This window comes from Blastococcus sp. CT_GayMR16 (genome assembly GCF_004570875.1).
Taxonomy (GTDB): domain Bacteria; phylum Actinomycetota; class Actinomycetes; order Mycobacteriales; family Geodermatophilaceae; genus Blastococcus_B.
This window is the reverse complement of sequence record NZ_SPQK01000034.1, coordinates 1-18,444: the sequence shown is the minus strand read 5'-3', so window position 1 is coordinate 18,444 and position 18,444 is coordinate 1. Positions and strand designations below refer to the sequence as shown.

General features: G+C 72.8%; 20 protein-coding genes. 9 read left to right on the top strand and 11 right to left on the bottom strand.

Going from position 1 to position 18,444, the window contains the following annotated elements:
* The 3 genes from mftF to E4P38_RS22080 all read right to left on the bottom strand — a co-directional run.
* A partial coding sequence (gene mftF, locus E4P38_RS22090) for a mycofactocin biosynthesis glycosyltransferase MftF (protein WP_135134147.1) occupies positions 1-1,056 on the bottom strand: 1,056 nt, incomplete at its 3' end.
* Entirely contained in the window at positions 1,053-1,592 is a 540-nt protein-coding gene (locus E4P38_RS22085) for a cysteine hydrolase (RefSeq protein ID WP_135134146.1), read from the bottom strand. The genes E4P38_RS22085 and mftF, both read right to left, overlap by 4 nt.
* Positions 1,589-3,070, bottom strand: a complete 1,482-nt coding sequence (locus E4P38_RS22080) for a cytosine permease (protein ID WP_135134145.1) — start codon at positions 3,068-3,070, stop codon at positions 1,589-1,591. Before E4P38_RS22080 ends, E4P38_RS22085 begins: the two co-directional genes overlap by 4 nt.
* 170 nt (positions 3,071-3,240) lie before the next feature.
* Between E4P38_RS22080 and E4P38_RS22075 the strand changes: the two genes are divergently transcribed.
* Positions 3,241-4,209, top strand: a complete 969-nt coding sequence (locus E4P38_RS22075) for an iron-siderophore ABC transporter substrate-binding protein (RefSeq protein ID WP_135134144.1) — start codon at positions 3,241-3,243, stop codon at positions 4,207-4,209.
* Positions 4,210-4,306: 97 nt separating this feature from the next.
* Here E4P38_RS22075 and mftE read toward each other — a convergent pair whose 3' ends face one another.
* From mftE to E4P38_RS22060, 3 genes are read right to left on the bottom strand one after another with little or no spacing between them, the layout of a single operon-like run.
* Entirely contained in the window at positions 4,307-5,002 is a 696-nt protein-coding gene (gene mftE, locus E4P38_RS22070; RefSeq protein WP_135134143.1) for a mycofactocin biosynthesis peptidyl-dipeptidase MftE, read from the bottom strand.
* Between the two features lie 19 nt (positions 5,003-5,021).
* A complete protein-coding gene (locus E4P38_RS22065) occupies positions 5,022-5,906 on the bottom strand; it encodes an ABC transporter permease (protein ID WP_209309248.1) in 885 nt (294 codons plus the stop codon).
* A gap of 2 nt (positions 5,907-5,908) precedes the next feature.
* On the bottom strand, positions 5,909-6,901 hold the full coding sequence (locus tag E4P38_RS22060; protein ID WP_209309247.1) for an ATP-binding cassette domain-containing protein: 993 nt from the start codon (positions 6,899-6,901) through the stop codon (positions 5,909-5,911).
* A gap of 37 nt (positions 6,902-6,938) precedes the next feature.
* On the opposite strand from E4P38_RS22060, the gene E4P38_RS22055 reads away from it, so the two are divergent.
* Both E4P38_RS22055 and E4P38_RS22050 read left to right on the top strand, forming a co-directional pair.
* Positions 6,939-7,649, top strand: coding sequence for a TetR/AcrR family transcriptional regulator C-terminal domain-containing protein (locus E4P38_RS22055; protein WP_209309246.1), 711 nt, complete (start codon positions 6,939-6,941; stop codon positions 7,647-7,649).
* Positions 7,646-8,125, top strand: coding sequence for a pyridoxamine 5'-phosphate oxidase family protein (locus E4P38_RS22050; RefSeq protein ID WP_135134141.1), 480 nt, complete (start codon positions 7,646-7,648; stop codon positions 8,123-8,125). Before E4P38_RS22055 ends, E4P38_RS22050 begins: the two co-directional genes overlap by 4 nt.
* 3 nt (positions 8,126-8,128) lie before the next feature.
* Here E4P38_RS22050 and E4P38_RS22045 read toward each other — a convergent pair whose 3' ends face one another.
* From E4P38_RS22045 to mftA, 4 genes are all read right to left on the bottom strand, one after another.
* Entirely contained in the window at positions 8,129-10,024 is a 1,896-nt protein-coding gene (locus E4P38_RS22045) for a bifunctional diguanylate cyclase/phosphodiesterase (protein ID WP_135134140.1), read from the bottom strand.
* Positions 10,025-10,094: 70 nt separating this feature from the next.
* A complete protein-coding gene (gene mftC / locus E4P38_RS22040) occupies positions 10,095-11,312 on the bottom strand; it encodes a mycofactocin radical SAM maturase (RefSeq protein WP_135134139.1) in 1,218 nt (405 codons plus the stop codon).
* The gene (gene mftB, locus E4P38_RS22035) at positions 11,309-11,596 is read right to left on the bottom strand and encodes a mycofactocin biosynthesis chaperone MftB (protein ID WP_135134138.1); all 288 of its coding nucleotides are present in this window, start codon (positions 11,594-11,596) and stop codon (positions 11,309-11,311) included. The genes mftC and mftB overlap by 4 nt, the downstream gene beginning before the upstream one ends.
* A gap of 19 nt (positions 11,597-11,615) precedes the next feature.
* Complete coding sequence (gene mftA / locus E4P38_RS22030; RefSeq protein ID WP_135134137.1) at positions 11,616-11,738, bottom strand: mycofactocin precursor MftA; 123 nt, start codon at positions 11,736-11,738, stop codon at positions 11,616-11,618.
* 131 nt (positions 11,739-11,869) lie between these two features.
* Between mftA and mftR the strand changes: the two genes are divergently transcribed.
* The 3 genes from mftR (at position 11,870) to E4P38_RS23095 (ending at position 14,267) form a co-directional block, all read left to right on the top strand.
* Positions 11,870-12,460: a mycofactocin system transcriptional regulator gene (gene mftR / locus E4P38_RS22025; protein WP_135134136.1), complete on the top strand. Its 591-nt coding sequence runs from the start codon at positions 11,870-11,872 to the stop codon at positions 12,458-12,460.
* A 113-nt stretch (positions 12,461-12,573) separates the two neighbouring features.
* Positions 12,574-13,806, top strand: a complete 1,233-nt coding sequence (mftD, locus tag E4P38_RS22020; protein ID WP_135134135.1) for a pre-mycofactocin synthase MftD — start codon at positions 12,574-12,576, stop codon at positions 13,804-13,806.
* 287 nt (positions 13,807-14,093) lie between these two features.
* Positions 14,094-14,267 carry a hypothetical protein gene (locus E4P38_RS23095; protein WP_167760667.1) on the top strand — a complete coding sequence of 58 codons (174 nt, stop codon included), beginning with the start codon at positions 14,094-14,096 and terminating at the stop codon, positions 14,265-14,267.
* Between the two features lie 144 nt (positions 14,268-14,411).
* Here the strand turns inward: E4P38_RS23095 and E4P38_RS22010 are convergent, their stop codons facing one another.
* The gene (locus tag E4P38_RS22010; RefSeq protein ID WP_135134133.1) at positions 14,412-15,875 is read right to left on the bottom strand and encodes a bifunctional 3-(3-hydroxy-phenyl)propionate/3-hydroxycinnamic acid hydroxylase; all 1,464 of its coding nucleotides are present in this window, start codon (positions 15,873-15,875) and stop codon (positions 14,412-14,414) included.
* Between the two features lie 171 nt (positions 15,876-16,046).
* Between E4P38_RS22010 and E4P38_RS22005 the strand changes: the two genes are divergently transcribed.
* From E4P38_RS22005 to E4P38_RS21995, 3 genes are all read left to right on the top strand, one after another.
* The gene (locus E4P38_RS22005) at positions 16,047-17,177 is read left to right on the top strand and encodes an NDMA-dependent alcohol dehydrogenase (protein WP_135134132.1); all 1,131 of its coding nucleotides are present in this window, start codon (positions 16,047-16,049) and stop codon (positions 17,175-17,177) included.
* A 68-nt stretch (positions 17,178-17,245) separates the two neighbouring features.
* Positions 17,246-18,154, top strand: coding sequence for a MoxR family ATPase (locus E4P38_RS22000; protein ID WP_245161223.1), 909 nt, complete (start codon positions 17,246-17,248; stop codon positions 18,152-18,154).
* A 65-nt stretch (positions 18,155-18,219) separates the two neighbouring features.
* A partial coding sequence (locus E4P38_RS21995) for a hypothetical protein (protein WP_135134131.1) occupies positions 18,220-18,444 on the top strand: 225 nt, incomplete at its 3' end.

The following is an 18,444-nucleotide window of genomic DNA, read 5'->3' as shown; positions in this document are numbered from 1 at the left end:
GACTGGTCGAAGCCGTCCCCCAGCGCCGCCCGTCGGGCCAGCAGCGCGGCGCTCGGCACGTAGGAGACCGCCGACAGCGCGCGGACGGATGCCGGCCACGGCCCCATGTCCAGGGCACTGACGGCGGTCTCCTACGTGCCTAGCGGCGAGCAGCGCCGCGCCCGTTCCGTAGAACGCCCGCCGCCGCAGCCAGTCGGCCGTCCGGGCCGGGTGCTGGTGGGCGACCAGGGCGGCGGGCTCGTACCGCACCCGCCATCCCGCACCGGTCAGGCGCCAGACCAGGTCGACGTCCTCGGCCACCCGCATCGACTGGTCGAAGCCGTCCCCCAGCGCCGCCCGTCGGGCCAGCAGCGCGGCGCTCGGCACGTAGGAGACCGCCGACAGCGCGCGGACGGATGCCGGCCACGGCCCCATGTCCAGGGCACTGACGGCGGCCTCGTACGCGGTCAGCCAGGTCCGCTCGCCGTCCGGGAGGGCGACGATCCGGGGCGCGACGACGGCGAGGCGGGGATCGGCGAGGTGCGGCATCAGGCGCTCGAGCCATCCCGCGACCGGCACGCAGTCGGAGTCGAGGAAGGCGACGAACGGTGTGCCCGCCGCGCGCAGGCCGGCGTTGCGCGCGGCCGCGGGGCCCCGGGCGGTCGGGTGCCGCACCAGCCGGACGCCGTCCGTGGCAGGTACGGGATCGCGCGAGCCGTCGTCGACGACCACGACGGGGAGAGCAGCCGTTGCGGGGTCGGCGCGCAGCGCGGTCAGCAGCCGGGCGAGGCCGGCCGGGCGGTCCCTGACCGGGATCACGACGGTCACGTCCGCCGGGGGGGCGGTCCCCAGGTCGGGAGCGGCCAGTCCGGCGTCCAGCAGCCGGCCGGCGAGCTCGGCGCCGGTCGCGTCCCGCACGACGAGCCGCCCGTCGTCCAGGAGACCCTGTGCGCGGGCGGACAGCCGCATCAGCCGCAGCGGTGAGCCACCCAGCAGCGCGCCGTCGGCCCGACGGCGCACCCGCGGATCCAGCCGGACGACGAACCCGTCGGGCAGCCGGCCGGCGGGCACCGTCATCGCCCCGCCAGCACCTCGGCGGTCGTGGCGAGCTGGACCAGCGGCGCGTACAGGCTCATCACGCGCAGTGCCCGGTCGTGGTCGTCGTCGCTGGAGCCGGCGCAGGCGTCGGAGACCACCCGGACCGCCACCCCGGAGTCGGCGGCCGGGAGCACCGTGGAGATCACGCAGCAGTCCGTGGCCACGCCGACGACGGTGACCGGGCCGTCGCCGACGAGCGCGGCCAGCTCCGGCCCCCACTTGCCGAACGTGGTCGCCACGACGACCGGTTGCGAACCCGGGTCCTCGACCAGCTGGTAGAGCGGGGCGTCGGGCGGCTGGAGGGCGAAGCGGAACTGCTCGTAGTACTGCTGCCACGCCCCGGCCGGTCGCTGCGGTGCGACGAAGCGGGTCCAGACGACGCGCTCGCCGAACGCGTCGACGAGCTGCCGGATGCGCGGGCGGACCTCGGCGAACCGGGGCGCCGTCCAGGGGGAGTCCTCGTCGGCGAAGACGTGCTGCAGGTCGACGACGACGAGCCAGCCCTCCGGAGTCACCGGGAGAGTGTCTCCTGGGCGCGGACGGCCGACCGGCGCAGGGCCAGGGTGCCCAGCAGCCCGACGAGGAAGGCCACCAGGACGCCGAGGTTGGCGAAGGCCCAGGCGCCGTCCTTCCCGCCCAGTCCGAAGGCCTCGAGCAGGTAGCCCTGCCAGTCGAGCCACTCGGCGAACGTGTTGGTGACCAGGCCCCAGCCGAGCACGGTGCCGATGGCCAGCAGGGCCAGCGGGACCGGCTGCACGCTGCCGTAGCGCCCGCGGGGGTCGAACAGCTCCGGCTCGGCGTAGTCGCGGCGGCGCAGCGCGATGTCGGCCAGCATGATCCCGCACCAGGTGGCGATCGGGACGCCGAGCGTGATCAGGAAGCCCTGGAACGGCCCGATGAAGTCGTCGGCGAAGAAGACGACGGCGACCGTGCCGATCACCATCAGCACGCCGTCGATCATCGCGGCGACCGGGCGGGGGACGCGCACCCCGGCGGCGAGCAGCGACAGCCCCGACGAGTAGATGTCCAGCAGCGCGCCGCCGATCAGGCCCAGGACCACCACGACGATGAACGGCACGAGGAACCAGGTCGGCAGGATCGAGCCCAGCGCACCGATCGGGTCGGCTCCGATGGCGGCGGACAGGTCCTCGTCCGACCCGGCCAGCAGCAGCCCGGTGATCAGCAGGAGCACCGGGGCCAGCGCCCCGCCGAACGTCGTCCAGCCGACGACGCCACGGGTGGAGGCCTGCCGAGGCAGGTAGCGGGAGTAGTCGGCGGCGGCGTTCACCCAGCCGAAGCCGTAGCCGGTCATGGCGAGCACGAAGGCGCCGATGAATGCGGCGGTCGAGCCCGAGGGCAGCGACGACACCGCGGACCAGTCGATCTCGGGGGCGACCAGGACGATGTAGACGACGGTGAGCACACCGGTCACGACCGTGATGACCGCCTGCATGCGGATGATCAGGTCGAAGCCGAGCACCCCTCCGGCCACGACGAGCGCCGCGACCACGAGCAGGGCGACGAGCTTGGTGGCGGTGCCACCGCTCCAGCCGAGCTGGGTGAAGACCGCTGACGTCGCCAGGGTGGCCAGCGAGACCAGCGCCGTCTCCCAGCCGACCGTCAGTACCCAGGACAGGACCGACGGTACGCGGTTGCCGTTCACGCCGAAGGCCGCCCGGCTGAGGACCAGCGTCGGCGCGGAGCCCCGCTTCCCGGCGATGGCGACCAGGCCGCAGAGCAGGAACGAGACGACGATCCCGACGACGCCGGCGACGACGGCCTGCCAGAACGAGATGCCGAAGCCGAGGAGGAACGAGCCGTAGGCCAGGCCGAACACGCTGACGTTGGCGCCGAACCAGGGCCAGAACAGTTGCCGCGGCGTGCCCTTGCGCTCGGCCTCGGTGATGACATTGATGCCGTTCGTCTCGACGGCGACCCGCGGGGTGGGCGCCTCGCTCACCCGGCCGGCGTCGTCGGTCGACTGCTTCGCCATCGTGTCCGTCCTTCGGTCAGGGGCTCCCCGGTCGCGTCCGGAACCCCGCTCTCGGGCGGCACAGTAGCCGCGCATCGGCCGACTGCCGCGGTCGGACGCGGGACCGGTGACCCATCCGTGATCATGCTGTGCTTAGGTGAGCCTTACCTGACTTACCGAAGGAGCACTCCATGCACGTCCGCAGCGTCACTGTCCTGGCGGTCGCCGCCCTGCTCACCGCCGGCTGCGGCTCCGATTCCCCCGAGGACTCGGGCGGTACGGCACCGTCGGGCGCGTTCCCGGTGACCGTCAGCACGGCCTTCGGCGACGTCACCGTCGAGGAGGAGCCCACCCGCATCGTCGCCGTCGGCTGGTCCGACGCCGAGACGGCGCTCGCGCTCGGCGTCCAGCCCGTGGGCGCAAGTGACTGGCTCGGCTTCGGCGGGGAGGGCGTCGGCCCCTGGGCGGAGGGCCGCTACGACGAGGCCCCGGAGATCATCGAGACGCTCGAGCCGAGCTACGAGGCGATCGCCGCCCTGGAGCCCGACCTCATCCTCGACACCCGCTCCGACGGCACCGAGGAGCGGTACGAGCTGATGAGCGCCATCGCGCCCACCATCGGCGCGCCCGAGGGGGTGGGGCCGTACCAGACCACGTGGCAGCAGCAGCTGGAGATGGTCGGTCAGGCACTCGGCAAGGCCGACGAGGCCGCCGCGATCCAGGACGACGTGGACCAGGCGTTCGCCGACGCCGTGGCGGCCAACCCGGACTTCGACGGCACCGAGGTCGCCGTGGGCGCCTATACCTCCGAGGGTTTCGGTGCCTACGTGCGCGGGGACGGTCGGGTCGACTTCATGGAGCAGCTCGGTTTCCAGAACAAGCCGGAGATCCAGGACCTGGCGGAGGAGAACTTCTTCATCCCGGTGAGCGACGAGCAGGTGTCCCTGCTGGACGCGCAGCTGACCGTGGTCTTCCCCATCTTCGTCGACGCCGCGGAGATCACCGCGAACCCGCTGTGGGGCACCCTGCCGTCGGTCCAGGCGGGGCACGCGCTCGTGCTCGAGGACGAGGACCTGGTCAGCGCGTTCTCCAGCGGCTCGTCGCTCGGCATCCAGTACGCGCTGGAGAACGCGGTGCCGATGTTCGCCGACGCCCTTTGAGGTTGATCATCGTCTCCGTGCTCGGCTCGGCGGCGTGTCCGCCCGTGTCCGTGCGTGTCACGTGCACGGCGGCGATGATCAACTAGCGGTGCGAGGGTCAGCCCGACAACCGGCCGGTTTCCTCGACGTCCCAGGTCCGGGCGGCTGCCACCAGGCGGTCGACCAGGCCGGCGAGCAGCACCGCCCCCTCCACGGCCGACGCCCCCGCAGGGTCGCCCAGGACTCCGGTCGGGCTCACCCCGCGCACGCCCTCGGCCCGGAGGCGGGGCAGCAGCTCGCCGATCGGCGTCGTCACCCCGGCGACGGCCCGCTCCCCCAGCACCCACCCGGGTTCCACGTGCAACATCAGTGACGTCTCGGTCCGGCCGGCATGGGCGTCGCCACCGCGGAACCCGCCCGGGAACCAGGCGACGTCCCGGCCCTCGGCCCGCAGCAGGGGGACGGCGGACCGCAGGGCGTCGAGGTTGCCGCCGTGCCCGTTCACCACCAGGACCCGGCTCGCCCACCGGCAGGCGGAGCGGCCGTACTCGACCAGCAGGCCGGTCAGCGCCTCGGTGCCGATCGAGACGGTGCCCGGGAACCCCTCGTGCTCGCCGCTCGCCCCGTAGGCCAGCGCCGGCGCGAGCAGGACGCCGTCCAGTGAAGCCACCGCCGCCTCGGCCGCGGCGCAGGCCACGGACGTGTCGGTGCCCAGCGGCAGGTGGTGACCGTGCTGCTCGACCGACCCGAGGGGGACGACGAGCGTGGGCGCCTCGGGGAGTTCCGGCCAGACGGAACCGGCCAGAGAGGTCACCGGCGCAGGATAGGTGCCTTCATTCGGTGGTCCTGAAGATGCGGGCCGCCAGCGAGATGACGCCGAGGGTGATGACGGCGACCGTGAGCAGCTGCACCCCGATCGGCACCTGCCAGCCGAACCAGGTCAGCACCGGCACCAGCCGCTCCTGCTCCGCGGCGGTCAGCGACAGGCTGTCGAGGGTGAAGTGGCGCATCGGCTGGACGACGTAGGTGAGCGGGTTCAGCCGGGTCAGCACGGCCAGCCACTCCGGCAGCCCCGAGATCGGGAACAGCGATCCGGACAGGAACATCATCGGCATGATCAGCAGCTGGCTGACCGGCATGGCCGCCTGGATGGTCTTGATCCGGGTCGACAGCAGGACGCCGAGCGCGGTGAGCAGCAGCGCGCCGAGGAACAGGCAGCCGATCAGCTCGACGATGAGCACCGGTGAGTACGGGATGCCGACGGTGCCGAGGAGGGCCAGCAGCACCAGGCTCTGACCGGTGGCCACGATGGCCCCGCCGAGGCACTTGCCCCAGATGATCGAGCCCCGCGAGATCGGGGCGACCATCATCTCGCGCAGGAAGCCGAATTCCCGGTCCCACACCAGCGAGATGCCGGCGAACGCGGCCGTGAACAGCACCGACGTCGCCAGCACGCCCGGGAAGAGGAACGTGCGGAAGCTCGTGCCGCCGCCGGTGTCGACGATGCTGCCGAGCCCCGTGCCCATCACGAAGATGAACAGCAGCGGCTGCAGCAGCATGGTCACCATGCGGGCCTTGTCCTGCGTGAAGCGCAGCAGTTCGCGCCGGGTGACCACCCAGGTGGCCCGCACCTGGTGGCTCATGTCGCTGCGCACCTCGGGCAGCAGGTCGACCGGCTCCATGGCGGCGGGGCGGTCGGTCGTGTCGCGGGACGTCATGGTCATCGCCTCCCGGCGAACGGGAACGTGGGGGCCTGGGGCCCCTCGGAGTCGCGGATGGTGCGGCCGGTGTAGGTCATGAACACGTCGTCGAGGCTGGGGCGGGTCACGGTGACCGAGCGGATGCCGACGTCGAGCTCGGTGAACAGGCGGGGGACGACGGAGGCTCCGTCGGCGACGGCGATCGTCACCTGCCCCTCGTGCACGCCGGCCTCGACGCCGAGCCGCTCGCGGATGCGGGCGATGGCGAGCTCGTCGTCGTCCGTGCGCAGGGCGATCCGGTCGGTGCCGATGCTGGACTTGAGCGCCTCGGGGGTGTCTTCGACGACGATCTCGCCGTTGTCCATGATCGCGATGCGGTCGCAGTGCTCGGCCTCGTCCATGTAGTGCGTGGTCACGAAGACGGTGATCTCGGTGCGCTGGCGGAGGTCGTGCAGGTAGTCCCAGATCGCCGCCCGGGTCTGCGGGTCCAGGCCGATCGTGGGCTCGTCGAGGAAGAGCACCTGCGGGGCGTGCACGAGTCCGCGGGCGATCTCCAGCCGGCGCTTCATGCCGCCGGAGAACTTCGTCACCGTGTCCGAGCGCCGGTCGGCCAGCGCCACCATCTCCAGCACCTCGTCGATCCGGCGCTCGGCGTCGGCCCGGCCGAGGCCATAGAGGTCGGCGTGGAACCGCAGGTTCTGCTCCGCGGTCAGCTGCAGGTCGAGGGTCTGCTGCTGGAAGACCAGCCCGATCCGGCGGCGGACCTGGTCGCGCTGCCGGACGACGTCGAAGCCCGCGACCCGGGCGGTGCCCGACGTGGGGTTGCGGATGGTGCAGAGCATCTCGATGGTCGTGGACTTCCCGGCGCCGTTGGGGCCCAGGAAGCCGTAGGTCTGGCCGGCCTCGACGCGCAGGTCGATGCCCCGCACGGCCTCGACCGGGTGGTCGCCGGACTTGTAGGTCTTCGTCAGCCCGGCGACCTCGATCGCGGGCTCTCTAACGGTGTTAGACACGGGGGCAACCTCCCCTAACACCGTTAGGGTGTCAAGCGTGTTGTCGGAGAGCGCAACCGAGCGGGCCCCGGTGTCCCGCGAGGCGATCGTGCACGCCGCCCTCGCGCTCCTGGCCGACGGCGGACTGGAGGCCGTCTCCTTCCGCCGCATCGCCAAGGCGCTCGGGGTCTCCGGTCCGACGCTCTACTGGCACGTCGAGAACAAGCGGCAGCTGATGGACCTCATGGCCGAGGAACTGGTCCGGCGCACCGGACGGTCCTACGACGGCCCCGAGAAGGGGCAGCCCTGGTGGGAGTGGCTGCGCGCGGACGCCCAGCGGATGTTCGACGCGCTCGTCGCCACCCGGGATGCGCCACGGGTGCTGGCCGGCAACCGGCCCAGCCCGGACAGCTTCGCGGGGATCGAGCGCGTGCTCGGCGAGTTGGTGGGAGCGGCCGGGATGACGCCGGCGCAGGCCCAGCAGACGCTGTTCGCCATCGGGGCCTACGTGATCGGCAGCGCCACGGAGTGGCAGGCCGAGGCGGAGCGGGCGACGTCCCAGCCGCTGCCCGACCCGGCGGACGAGGAGCTGAACGCCCGGCGCGCGCAGGCCCTCGCCGACAAGCCGATCATGCTCGCCGCCGTGAACGAGCGGCTCGCCGGACCCTTCTCCGCCACGTTCGAGTACGGCTTGGACCTGCTCATCACCGGGCTGCGTACCCGCTACGGAGTGTCGGACCAGACCACCGTGGGCATCGGCAACCCATGACTGACGACCAGACGCGCAAGGTGGCCGAACTGCTGAAGGGCGAGCGGTTCGCCTTCCTCACCACGGTGATGAAGGACGGCCGGCTCGCCAGCCGGCCGATGACGCTGCAGGACGTGGAGTTCGACGGCGACCTGTGGTTCTTCGCCGAACGCGACTCCAACCCCGTCCGGCACATCACCGATTCGCCCCAGGTGAACGTGGGGGTGGGCTCGGGCGGCACCTGGGTGTCGGTGAGCGGCGACGCCGTCCTGGTCTCCGACGTGGCGAAGAAGCGGGAGCTGTGGAACTCCGCCGTCGAGGCGTGGTTCCCGCAGGGTCCGGACGACGACAGCGTCGTCCTGCTCAAGGTCGAGGCCGACTCGGCGGAGTACTGGGACAGCCCGGGCGGACGGCTGGCCACGGTGTTCAGCTTCGTCAAGGCGAAGGTCACCGGCGAGCGCATCGAGGGCGGGGAGAACGAGAAGGTCGAGCTCTGAGCCTCAGGCGGCGGGAGAGCCCTCGAGCCGCTCGACGGCGGGGACGCCGGCCTGGGCCGGGATCCGCGCGGTGAGCGCGGCGACCGAGCCCGGCAGGGAGCTCCCGCACCGGTCGGCCGGCTCCGGCCGGGCGAACAGGTAGCCCTGGGCCTGGGCGCAGTCGAGCTCGCGCAGCGCCTGGCGCTGGTCCTCGGTCTCCACGCCCTCGGCCACGACGTCGAGGCCCAGAGTGCGGGCCAGCTCGACGATCGAGGTGATCAGCGTGGTCGCCGAGCGCCCGGTGGGCAGGTCGCTGACGAAGCTGCGGTCGATCTTGATGATGTCGGCCGGCAGGTGCCGGAGGTAGGACAGTCCCGAGAAGCCGGTGCCGAAGTCGTCGATCGCGATCCGGATGCCGAGCGTCCGGAGCGCCTCGAGCTGGGCGACGACGGCGTCGACGTCCCGCACGAGCACGCCCTCGGTGACCTCCAGGGTCAGCTGTCCGGCGGGGAAACCGGTCTCCTCCAGCGCGGCGACGACGTCGGCGACGACGTCCCCGTCCTGGAACTGGCGCGGCGAGAGGTTCACGGCCATGCGTAGCGGCGTGCCGGTCGTGGCCGTCCACTCCGCACCCTGGCGAAGGGCCTCGCTGAGGACCCAGCGGCCGATGCCGGTGATCGCGCCGGTCTCCTCGGCGAGCGGGATGAACTCCACGGGCGGGATGAGACCGCGGTCGGGGTGGTTCCAGCGGACCAGCGCCTCGAAGCCCGTCGTCCGGCCGTCGGTGAGCCGGACCGTGGGCTGGTAGTGGACCGCGAGCTGGCCGGAGTCGGCGGCGCGGGCCAGGTCCTGCGCGAGGTCGGCGCGGCGGCGGGCCGCCTCGGCCATGCCGTCGGCGTAGGAGACCAGCCGGTTCTTGCCCTGCGCCTTGGCGAGGTACATCGCGAGGTCGGCGTTGCGCAGCAGGGCACCGGCGGTGCGGTCCCCGCTGTCCTCGGAGGAGGCGACGCCGACGCTGCCGTGCACGGTCACCGTGCCGTCGTCCAGCGGCACGGGGACGGCAAGGGAGATCAGCACCCGCTCGCCGATGGCCTTGGCGACGTCCGGGCCGCCGTTCACGACGACCGCGAACTCGTCGCCGCCGATGCGGGCGACGACGTCACCGGGGCGGACGCAGGCGCCCAGCCGCTCGGCGAGGACGAGGAGGAGTTCGTCGCCGGCGGCGTGCCCGCGGCTGTCGTTGACGCCCTTGAAGTCGTCGAGGTCGATGAACAGCACGCTCACCGCGCCGCCGCGCTGGAGCACGCGGTGGGTGATCTCCTCGAGCAGGGTCCGGTTGGCCAGCCCGGTGAGCGGGTCGCTGAGGACCTGGTCCTCGTTGAGCCGCCAGGCAGCCAGGTGGGCGAGGCTCGCCGCGAGCACGAAGGCACCGTGGATGCCGGCCCAGAACCAGGGGTTGTGCAGGGCGTCGTGGCTGAAGACCACGTGCGGGTACAGCGTGCCGACGACGCCGTGATGGAGGATGACCATGACCAGGGCGATGCCGTAGGGCACCCAGTCCTGGTAGAGCGAGACGACGCCGACCATCACGAAGAAGATGAAGTGCGACTCGGTGACGCCCTGCCACAGGTGCACGAGGGCCACCGACGCGGCCATCAGGCTGACCGTGGTGGCGGCGGCCTGGCCCTTGCGGCCGAGGCTGGTGAGAGTGGCGAGGAGTCCGGGTCCGGCGACGGCGACGAGGATCGCGACGGCCGCGGGCTGCCCGTAGCCCCGCAGCCAGCCGAAGAGCACGAGCAGGGCTGCTGACACCAGGCACAGGCGCACGATGGCGCGGTGCCGGCGCTGCCAGACGGCTTCGGGCAGCAGGCGACCCTCGGGGAGCAGGCGCGCAGCCCGGTTCCGGAGTTCGAGGATCACACCGCGAAGATCGGCTCGTTCCGGAACTTCCTGGAGCGGGAGTTTCGGCACCTGCCCCCAACGGGGGGAATCAGCGCAGGTCGAGGCCCGCCACGGGGGACTCGTCGCAGATCTTCACGGGCGGGACGGCCGGCATGCCGAGCAGCGTCGGCTGGCCGCGCACCGGCCCCTTGTGCGAGTGGTCGATCGAGCTCTTCGGCGTGGCCAGGTCCAGGTCCCGGGCGGCCAGGGCGGTCTCGCCGTAACCCTGGACGCACTCGGGGTCAGGGCCGTCCAGCGGCAGGCCGGTGAAGAACTTCGCCGCCATGCAGCCGCCGCGGCAGGCATCGAAGTGCGCGCACTTGGTGCAGGCGCCGCCGGTCTGCGGGCTGCGCAGGTCGGCGAACAGCTCGCTCGACTGCCACACCCGCTGGAAGCCGCCCTCGCTGCGCACGTTGCCCGCGAGGAAGTTCTCGTGGATGGCGAACGGGCAGGCGTAGACGTCACCGACGGGGTCGATCAGGCAGACCACGCGGCCCGCGCCGCACAGGTTGAGGCCCGGCAGCGCCTCCCCGAACGCCGACAGGTGGAAGAACGAGTCGCCGGTGAGCACGTTGTCGCCGTTGGCCAGCAGCCAGTCGTAGAGGTCGCGCTGCTGCTGCTGCGTCGGGTGCAGCCGGTCCCAGACATCGGCGCCGCGGCCGGACGGGCGGAAGCGGGTGATCCGCAGCTGGGCGCCGTAGCGGTCGGTGAGGGACTTGAAGTCGTCGAGCTGGCCGGCGTTCTCCCGGGTGACCACGACGGAGACCTTGAAGTCCTTCATCCCGGCCTCGGCCAGGTTCTCCAGCGCCCGGGTGGCGGTGGCATAGGAGCCCGCCCCGCGGACGGCGTCGTTCACCTCGGCGGTGGCGCCGTCCAGGGAGATCTGCACGTCGACGTAGTCGGTCCGGGCCAGCTGCTGGGCGCGCGCCTTGTCCAGCTTGATGCCGTTGGTGGAGAACTTGACGCCGACGTCGTGGCCGATGGCGTAGTCGAGGAGGTGCCAGAAGTCCGGGCGGACCGTGGGCTCGCCGCCGCCGACGTTGACGTAGAAGACCTGCATCCGCTGCAGCTCGTCGATGACCGCCTCGGCCTCGGCGGTGGAGAGCTCCCGCGGGTCGCGCCGTCCCGAGGAGGACAGGCAGTGCACGCACGCGAGGTTGCAGGCGTAGGTGAGTTCCCAGGTCAGGCAGATGGGGGCGTCGAGGCCGTACTCGAACTGGTCGATCAGCCGCCCACCCGTCGGACGCTGCGGAAGGACGGCGGTCATGGGGCGGGCTCCTGGGGCTCGATCATCTGCGAGCGGGCGAGGTCGGCGAGCGCCTTCACGTAGGCGGGCCGCTGCGCGTCGGGGACGCCGCTGGCGTCGATCGCGGCCAGCGCGCTGGGGTGCTCGGCGAGGTTCTCCACGACGGCGACGAGAAGTTTCGACTTCAGGAAGGAGAGCTTCCGGTTGCCGAAGTGGTAGACCAGCGCCCCGAACGGCTCGGGCCGCAGCGCCACCGAACGCGCCTTGCGCCACGGCGCCGCCGGATCGAAGGCGACGTCAGCCATCAGCATGGTGCCGGGACGCTCAGTAGACGCCGCACATGCCGTCGATCGAGACCTCCTCGACCAGCGATTCCTCGACCAGGGCGTCCTCCGCGGGGGCGGGCGCCTCGGCGACGGGGGCGTCGGACTGGGGCGTCTCGGGCATGGGGGCCTCCGGGGGCGTCGCACGGGGGTGGTCCCGCCGGACGTTAGTGACACCCGGTGCCAGGGGCAACAGCGGGTCGGCGGAGGCGATTCGTCGTCCCGTTCCTCTCCGGAACGGGTGAGAATGCGCCCGTGACCGACGCGCCGGGAGACGCCTGGGGAGACACCCGCGCCCGCGTCGAACAGGCCGCCCTGGACCTGTTCACGCTCAAGGGCTTCGAGCAGGTCATCATCGACGACGTCGCCGCTGCTGCCGGCATCAGCCGGCGGACGTTCTTCCGCTACTTCGCCACCAAGGCCGACGCGGTCTGGGGCGACTTCGGCACCCATGTGGCCCGGCTCGAGCGCCTCCTGGCCGACACCGACCCGGCCGAGCCGGTGCTGGCGTCGGTCTGTGCGGCCTACGTCGAGGTCAACGACTACGCCGAGGCCGACCTGCCGCTGCTGCGAGAGAGGATGCAGCTGATCCTGACCGAGCCGGCCCTGCTGGCCCACTCCCAGCTGCGTTACGCCGACGTGGACCGCGTCGTGGCCGAGCACGTCGCGCGCCGGACCGGGACGACGCCGGCCGCGCTCGTTCCACGGCTGGTCGCGGCGAGCACGCGTGCCGCGGCTACGACGGCGTTCCAGATGTGGCTGGCCGACGAGGGCTCCTCCCTCACCGTGCAGCTGCACCAGACGCTCGACGAGATGGCCCGCGGCTTCCCGACCCTGCGCCCCTGACCCGTCACCCGTGTGAGGCGCGCCTCCGCGCCGCTAGCATGGCACTCAGTGCCACGGCCCCACGGCGGCCGGGCCGTGGTCCGCCCGGGGCCGGAGCGACGAGGAGTCCGACGATGGCGAACGCATGGTTCGAGACGGTGGCCGAGGCGCAGCGGCGGGCGAAGCGGCGGCTGCCGAAGGGCGTCTACGGGGCGCTCGTAGCCGGGTCCGAACGGGGGCTCACCGCGGAGGACAACACCCGCGCGTTCGCCGAACTCGGCTTCGCACCGCACACGGCGGGCCTCGCGAACGAGCGGGACATGGGCGTGACGGTCATGGGTCAGTCGATGTCGATGCCGGTCATGATCAGCCCGACCGGCGTGCAGGCGGTGCACCCCGACGGCGAGGTCGCCGTGGCCCGCGCGGCGGCCGCCCGCGGGGTGGCTCTGGGGCTCTCCTCCTTCGCCAGCAAGCCGATCGAGGAGGTCGTCGCGGCCAACCCGCAGACGTTCTTCCAGATGTACTGGGTCGGCACCCGCGAGGAGATGCTCGCCCGCATGGACCGGGCCCGGCGGGCCGGCGCGGTCGGGATGATCGCCACCCTCGACTGGTCGTTCTCCCACGGTCGCGACTGGGGGAGCCCCTTCATCCCGGAGAAGATCAACCTCGAAGCGGTGCGGAAGTACGCCCCGCAGGTCGCGCTCAAGCCGCGCTGGCTGCTGGACTTCGCCCGGAGCGGGAAGCTCCCCGACCTGTCCGTCCCGAACATGGTCGCGAACCCCGGCGACCCGGCACCCACCTTCTTCGGCGCGTACGGCATGTGGATGCAGTCGCCGATGCCGACCTGGGACGACGTCGCGTGGCTGCGCGAGCAGTGGGGCGGGCCGTTCATGCTCAAGGGCGTCATGCGGGTCGACGACGCCCGGCGCGCCGTCGACGCCGGCGTCACCGCCATCTCGGTGTCGAACCACGGTGGCAACAACCTCGACGGGACGCCGGCGTCGATCCGAGCCCTGCCGGCCGTTGCCGACGCCGTCGGCGACCAGATCGAGGTGCTGCTGGACGGCGGCATCCGCCGGGGTGGGGACGTCGCCAAGGCGCTCGCGCTGGGCGCCAGGGCGGTCATGATCGGCCGCGCCTACCTCTGGGGCCTCGCGGCGAACGGCCAGGCCGGCGTGGAGAACGTGCTGGACCTGATGCGTGACGGGCTGGGCTCGGCGATGGTCGGCCTGGGCCGCCCGTCGGTGTCCGACCTCGGGCGCGAAGACATCGTCGTCCCGCCCGGTTTCGAGCGTCACCTCGGCGACGACACCGTGCCCGACGCCCCGCTCGAGAGCATCGCCCGCCGCGGCCGCGCCGGCGCCTGAGCCGCCCGCGCCCGGCGGGGGGAGTGCCGGGCGCGGACGGAGTTCAGTCGTCGGAACCGGAGCCGGAGTTGTCGGTCCCGCCGGATCCGTGTCCGGCGCTGTCCTCGCCACCGCGATCCCCACCGTGATCCCCGCCGCGATCCCCACCGTGGTCGTCGCCCACGTCGTGGCCGGGACCGTCGTCGGATCCGTCGTGCCGCTGGTGCGTGCCGGTCGGCATCGACGGGGTGGACGTCGCGACCCCGTCGTCGGCGCCGTGACCGCCCCGGCCACGGTCGTCGATACCGGTGGGCGACGCCGTCGACGAGGCGGTCGACGAGGCAGGCTCGGAGGTCGTCGATGAGGTGGTCGTCGACGAGGTGGACGGCGACGAGGTGGACGTCGACGACCCGGTGGCGGGGGAGAAGGGAGTGACCACGGAGGAGTCCTCCGTGGACCGGCCGTCGGGTGCGGCGGCGTAGGCGAGCCCGGCCACGGAAGCGGTCATGACGAGTGCGGCTGCGGTGATGGTGGTCTTCCTCATGGCGAGGACGATCCGTCCGCCGGGGTGAAGGCCACGCTAAGCCGCCCTCAAGGCTGACCATCCGGCCGGTGCGTCGCGTCGCCTAGCGGGCGGCCCGGACGATCCGGTCCGGACGGATCTGCGCCGCGGACGCCGAGGCGCCGGTCAGCCAGCTGGTGAGCGCGCCGCCGTCGTCCTGGACCTGCACCGGTGGCCGGCCGGCGACGCGGAGCGTCAGCTCGCCGGGGCGCACGAGGGCGAGTTCGGCGCCCGTGGCCCCGTCGAGCACGCGGTCCAGGACGTCGTCGAAGCGGCAGCGCCGGCCGTCGACGACGACGTCGGGCTGGGGTACGAGGCTGCCCGCCAGGCGTCGCCCCGCCCGGCCGCGCCGCTGCACCTCGGGTCCGGCGGCCAGGGGTGGCGTCCGGCTGTCGGTCGCCAGGCGCGCAGCCGCGGGGATGCGGCGGGCGACGGCCAGCACACCGCGGCGCAGCACGTCGCCGGCCCGTCCGCCCCGGGTCATCAACCGGCCCAGGAGCTGGGCGACCCCGATGAGCGCGCGGGCATGCGGCTCGCGTTCGGCCTGATAGCTGTCGAGCAGGTCGTCGCCGCTCTCCCCCGCCAGGACGGCGGCCAGCTTCCAGGTGAGCTGGTGGACGTCGCGCAGCCCGAGGCCCATCCCCTGCCCGACGAACGGCGGGCTCAGATGGGCCGCGTCGCCGGCCAGGAGGACGCGGCCGGCCCGCCACCGGTCGGCGACCTGGGCCCGGAACGTGTACTCGACCGCCCGGACGATCTCGACGCCGTCCGGGTCGACCGGCGCGAGCAGGGCCGCGAGCCGGTCCGGGGTGGTGACGTCCTGGACGGTCTCCCCCGGCGCCATCCGGCTCTCCCAGCGGTACCGGTCGCCGGTGACGGGCATGAAGGTCGCCGGCCGGCGCGAGTCGCAGACCTGGTGTGCGCCGGGCCAGACCGGCAGCGGGGCAGGGGAACGGACGTCGAGCACCAGCCAGCGGTCGGCCGGACCCAGGTCGCGCATCGTCGACCCGATCAGGTCCCGCACGGTGCTGCCCGCGCCGTCACAGCCGAGGACCGCTGCCGCGCGGACGGACCGGTCCGCCCCGTCATCCCTCATCAGGACGGTGACGCCGTCGTCGTCCTGGCTCAGCCCGGTGACCTCGACGCCTCGCGCGACCGTGATCCCCGGGGTGGCGGCAGCCGCGGCGGCCAACACCTCCTCCAGGTCGGGCTGGTGCACGAAGGAGCCCTGCGGCCAGCCGTTGATCCCGACCTCGGGCCGGCGCCGGAACTCCGCCAGCACCCGGTGCGACCCGTCGAGCAGCCGCAGTCCCGCGAACGGGCGGCTGCGCGCTTGCACCTCGTCGCCCACGCCGGCCGCCTGCAGGACGCGGAAGACCTCGTCGTCCAGGTGCACCGCCCGGGGCAGGGGATAGGGCTCGAGGTGCTTCTCGACGACGAGCACCGGAAGACCGCGCCGGGCGAGCAGCAGCGCCGCCGTCAGCCCCACCGGCCCGGCCCCCACGACGACGACGGGGTCCGCGGGCACGCCGTCAGTGTTCCCGAGCCGCCACACACGTTGCACGGCACGCGCTCCGGACGCCGCGAACGTTGCACCGCTCTTTCCACTGTGTGACCTGGGCCATAGCGTGCAAGACAGTCATGCGTACCCACGCGTGCACGAACGGCCCTCGACGACGAGGGCGACGAGGAGGTCCCTGTGCCCGTCAACACCCGCGGCGCGATCATCCGGTCCGCGCCCGGCAAGTTCGAGGTCGTCGACCTGGTCTCCGACGACCCCCGCACCGGGGAGATCCAGGTCACGCTGGCCGCCTCCGGGATGTGCCACTCCGACGACCACCTAGCCACCGGCGACATCCCGGTCGCCCACTACCCGATGACCGGAGGCCACGAGGGCGCCGGGGTGGTGAGCGCCGTCGGCCCCAACACCAAGGGCTTCACGGAGGGCGACCACGTCGTCTTCTCGTTCCTGCCCGCCTGCGGCCGATGCCGCTGGTGCGCGAGCGGCATGTCCTACCTGTGCGACCTCGGCGCGGGGTTGCTGCTCGGCGCCCGCTTCGACGACCCGGAGAGCTTTCGCTTCTCCACCTCCGACGGGACGCCGGTCGGCCAGATGTGCGGCCTGGGCACGTTCTCGGGGGTGACGACGGTGAACGTCGAGTCGGCCGTCAAGATCCCCGACGACATCCCGCTCGATGTCGCCTGCCTCACCGGTTGCAGCGTGGGTACCGGCTGGGGTTCATCGGTGACCGCGGCGAAGGTGGAGCCGGGCGAGACCGTGATCATCATGGGCATCGGCGGCATCGGCAGCAACGCCGTCCAGGGCGCGGCGTACGCGGGTGCCAGCCATGTGATCGCCGTCGACCCGGTCGCGTTCAAGCGCGAGAAGGCCCAGGAGTTCGGCGCGACCGAGACCTTCGAAGGCATCGAGGAGGCCGCCGAGTTCGCGCGCAGCGTCACGAACGGCCAGGGCGCCGACAAGGCGATCGTCACGGTCGGGGTCACGACCGGTGAGCACGTGGCCCAGGCGTTCGCGGCGATCCGCAAGGCCGGCACCGTCGTCGTCACCGGTCTCGGTGACATCACCGATGCGTCCGGCATCCCGATCTCGGTCGGCGAGTTGACCCTCTTCGCCAAGGAGATCAAGGGCGCGATGTTCGGCGACTCGAACCCGCACACCGACATTTTGAAGATGCTGCGGCTCTACCAGGAGGGCAACCTCAAGCTCGACGAGCAGGTCACCAAGCGGTACACGCTCGACGAGGTCAACCAGGGCTACGAGGACATGCACTCGGGCAAGAACATCCGCGGCGTGATCATCTACGACTGACAGCGGACGAGACGACCGGGGCGCTCCCTCAGGGGGCGCCCCGGTCGCGTCTGCACGAGGAGGTCCCGATGACGAGCACCGCCGCCCGGCTGGACGTCGCCGGCATGGTGCGGGTCGCGAGGGAGCGCGTCGTCGCCCGGATCCGGGAGGCGGAGGTCGTCGCGGCCGCCCTCTCCGCCGGCCGCAACGTCATCCTCGAGGGCCCGCCCGGCACCGGGAAGACGACGCTGCTGCGGTCGCTCGCCGACGGCGCCGGCGTGCCGCTCGTGCTGGTGGAGGGCAATGCCGAGCTCACCCCGACGCGACTGGTCGGCCACCACGACGCCTCCCGGGTGCTCACCGAGGACTACCGCCCGGAGAACTTCGTGCCCGGCCCGCTCACCCGGGCGATGACCGAGGGCGCGCTGCTCTACGTCGAGGAGTTCAACCGGGTGCCCGAGGAGACGATGAACGTCCTGCTCGGGGTGCTGTCGGAGCGGGACATGCATGTGCCGCGGTACGGCCGGGTCGCCGCCCGGCCGACGTTCCGGCTGGTGGCGGCGATGAACCCGTTCGACGCCGTCGGCACCGCCCGGGTCACCCCCGCGCTCTACGACCGCTCCTGCCGGGTGGCGATGGGGTACCAGGACGAGGCGGCCGAGCTGCAGGTCGTCGCGTCCACGACCGGCGCGCCGGCCCCGCTGGTCGCACGGGCGGTCCGCGCCGTGCGGATCACCCGCGACCATCCCGAGCTGCGGATCGGTGCCTCCGTCCGCGGCGCCATCGACAGCGTGCTGATCGCCGTGGAACTGGCCACGGTCCGGGGGACGACGGCCGACGAGGACGGCACCGGGCTCGACGCCGCCCTGGCCGCGCTGACCGGCAAGGTCACCCTCGCCGACGGGGTCGGCCGGCCGGTCGAGGACGTCGTCGCCGACATCTGGCGCAGGGCCGGCGCCGAGCTGCGGGGTGCTGGTGAGGAGCCGGGAAAAGCCTGACGCCCGGGCAGCCCGGGCCGCCACCGCCCGCGGGAGCCCACGGCTCCCGGCCACCGCAGCCGCGGGTGGTCGACGACCCGGAGGCGGTAGCGGAGCTCCTCCTTTCGCAGTCCGCCCGCCGCAGCAGCCGCGACCAGCTCTCCCGCAGCAACCCCGACTTCGTCGCGGTCTCCCCGCAGGCGGGCGAGCTCGACGCCGCCGCCGTCGCCGAGCTCGCGGCCCGTGACCCCGACGCCGCCGTCCGCGTGCTCGCCGCCGCGGCCCGCGCATTCGACCCGGCGCTCCGCGCG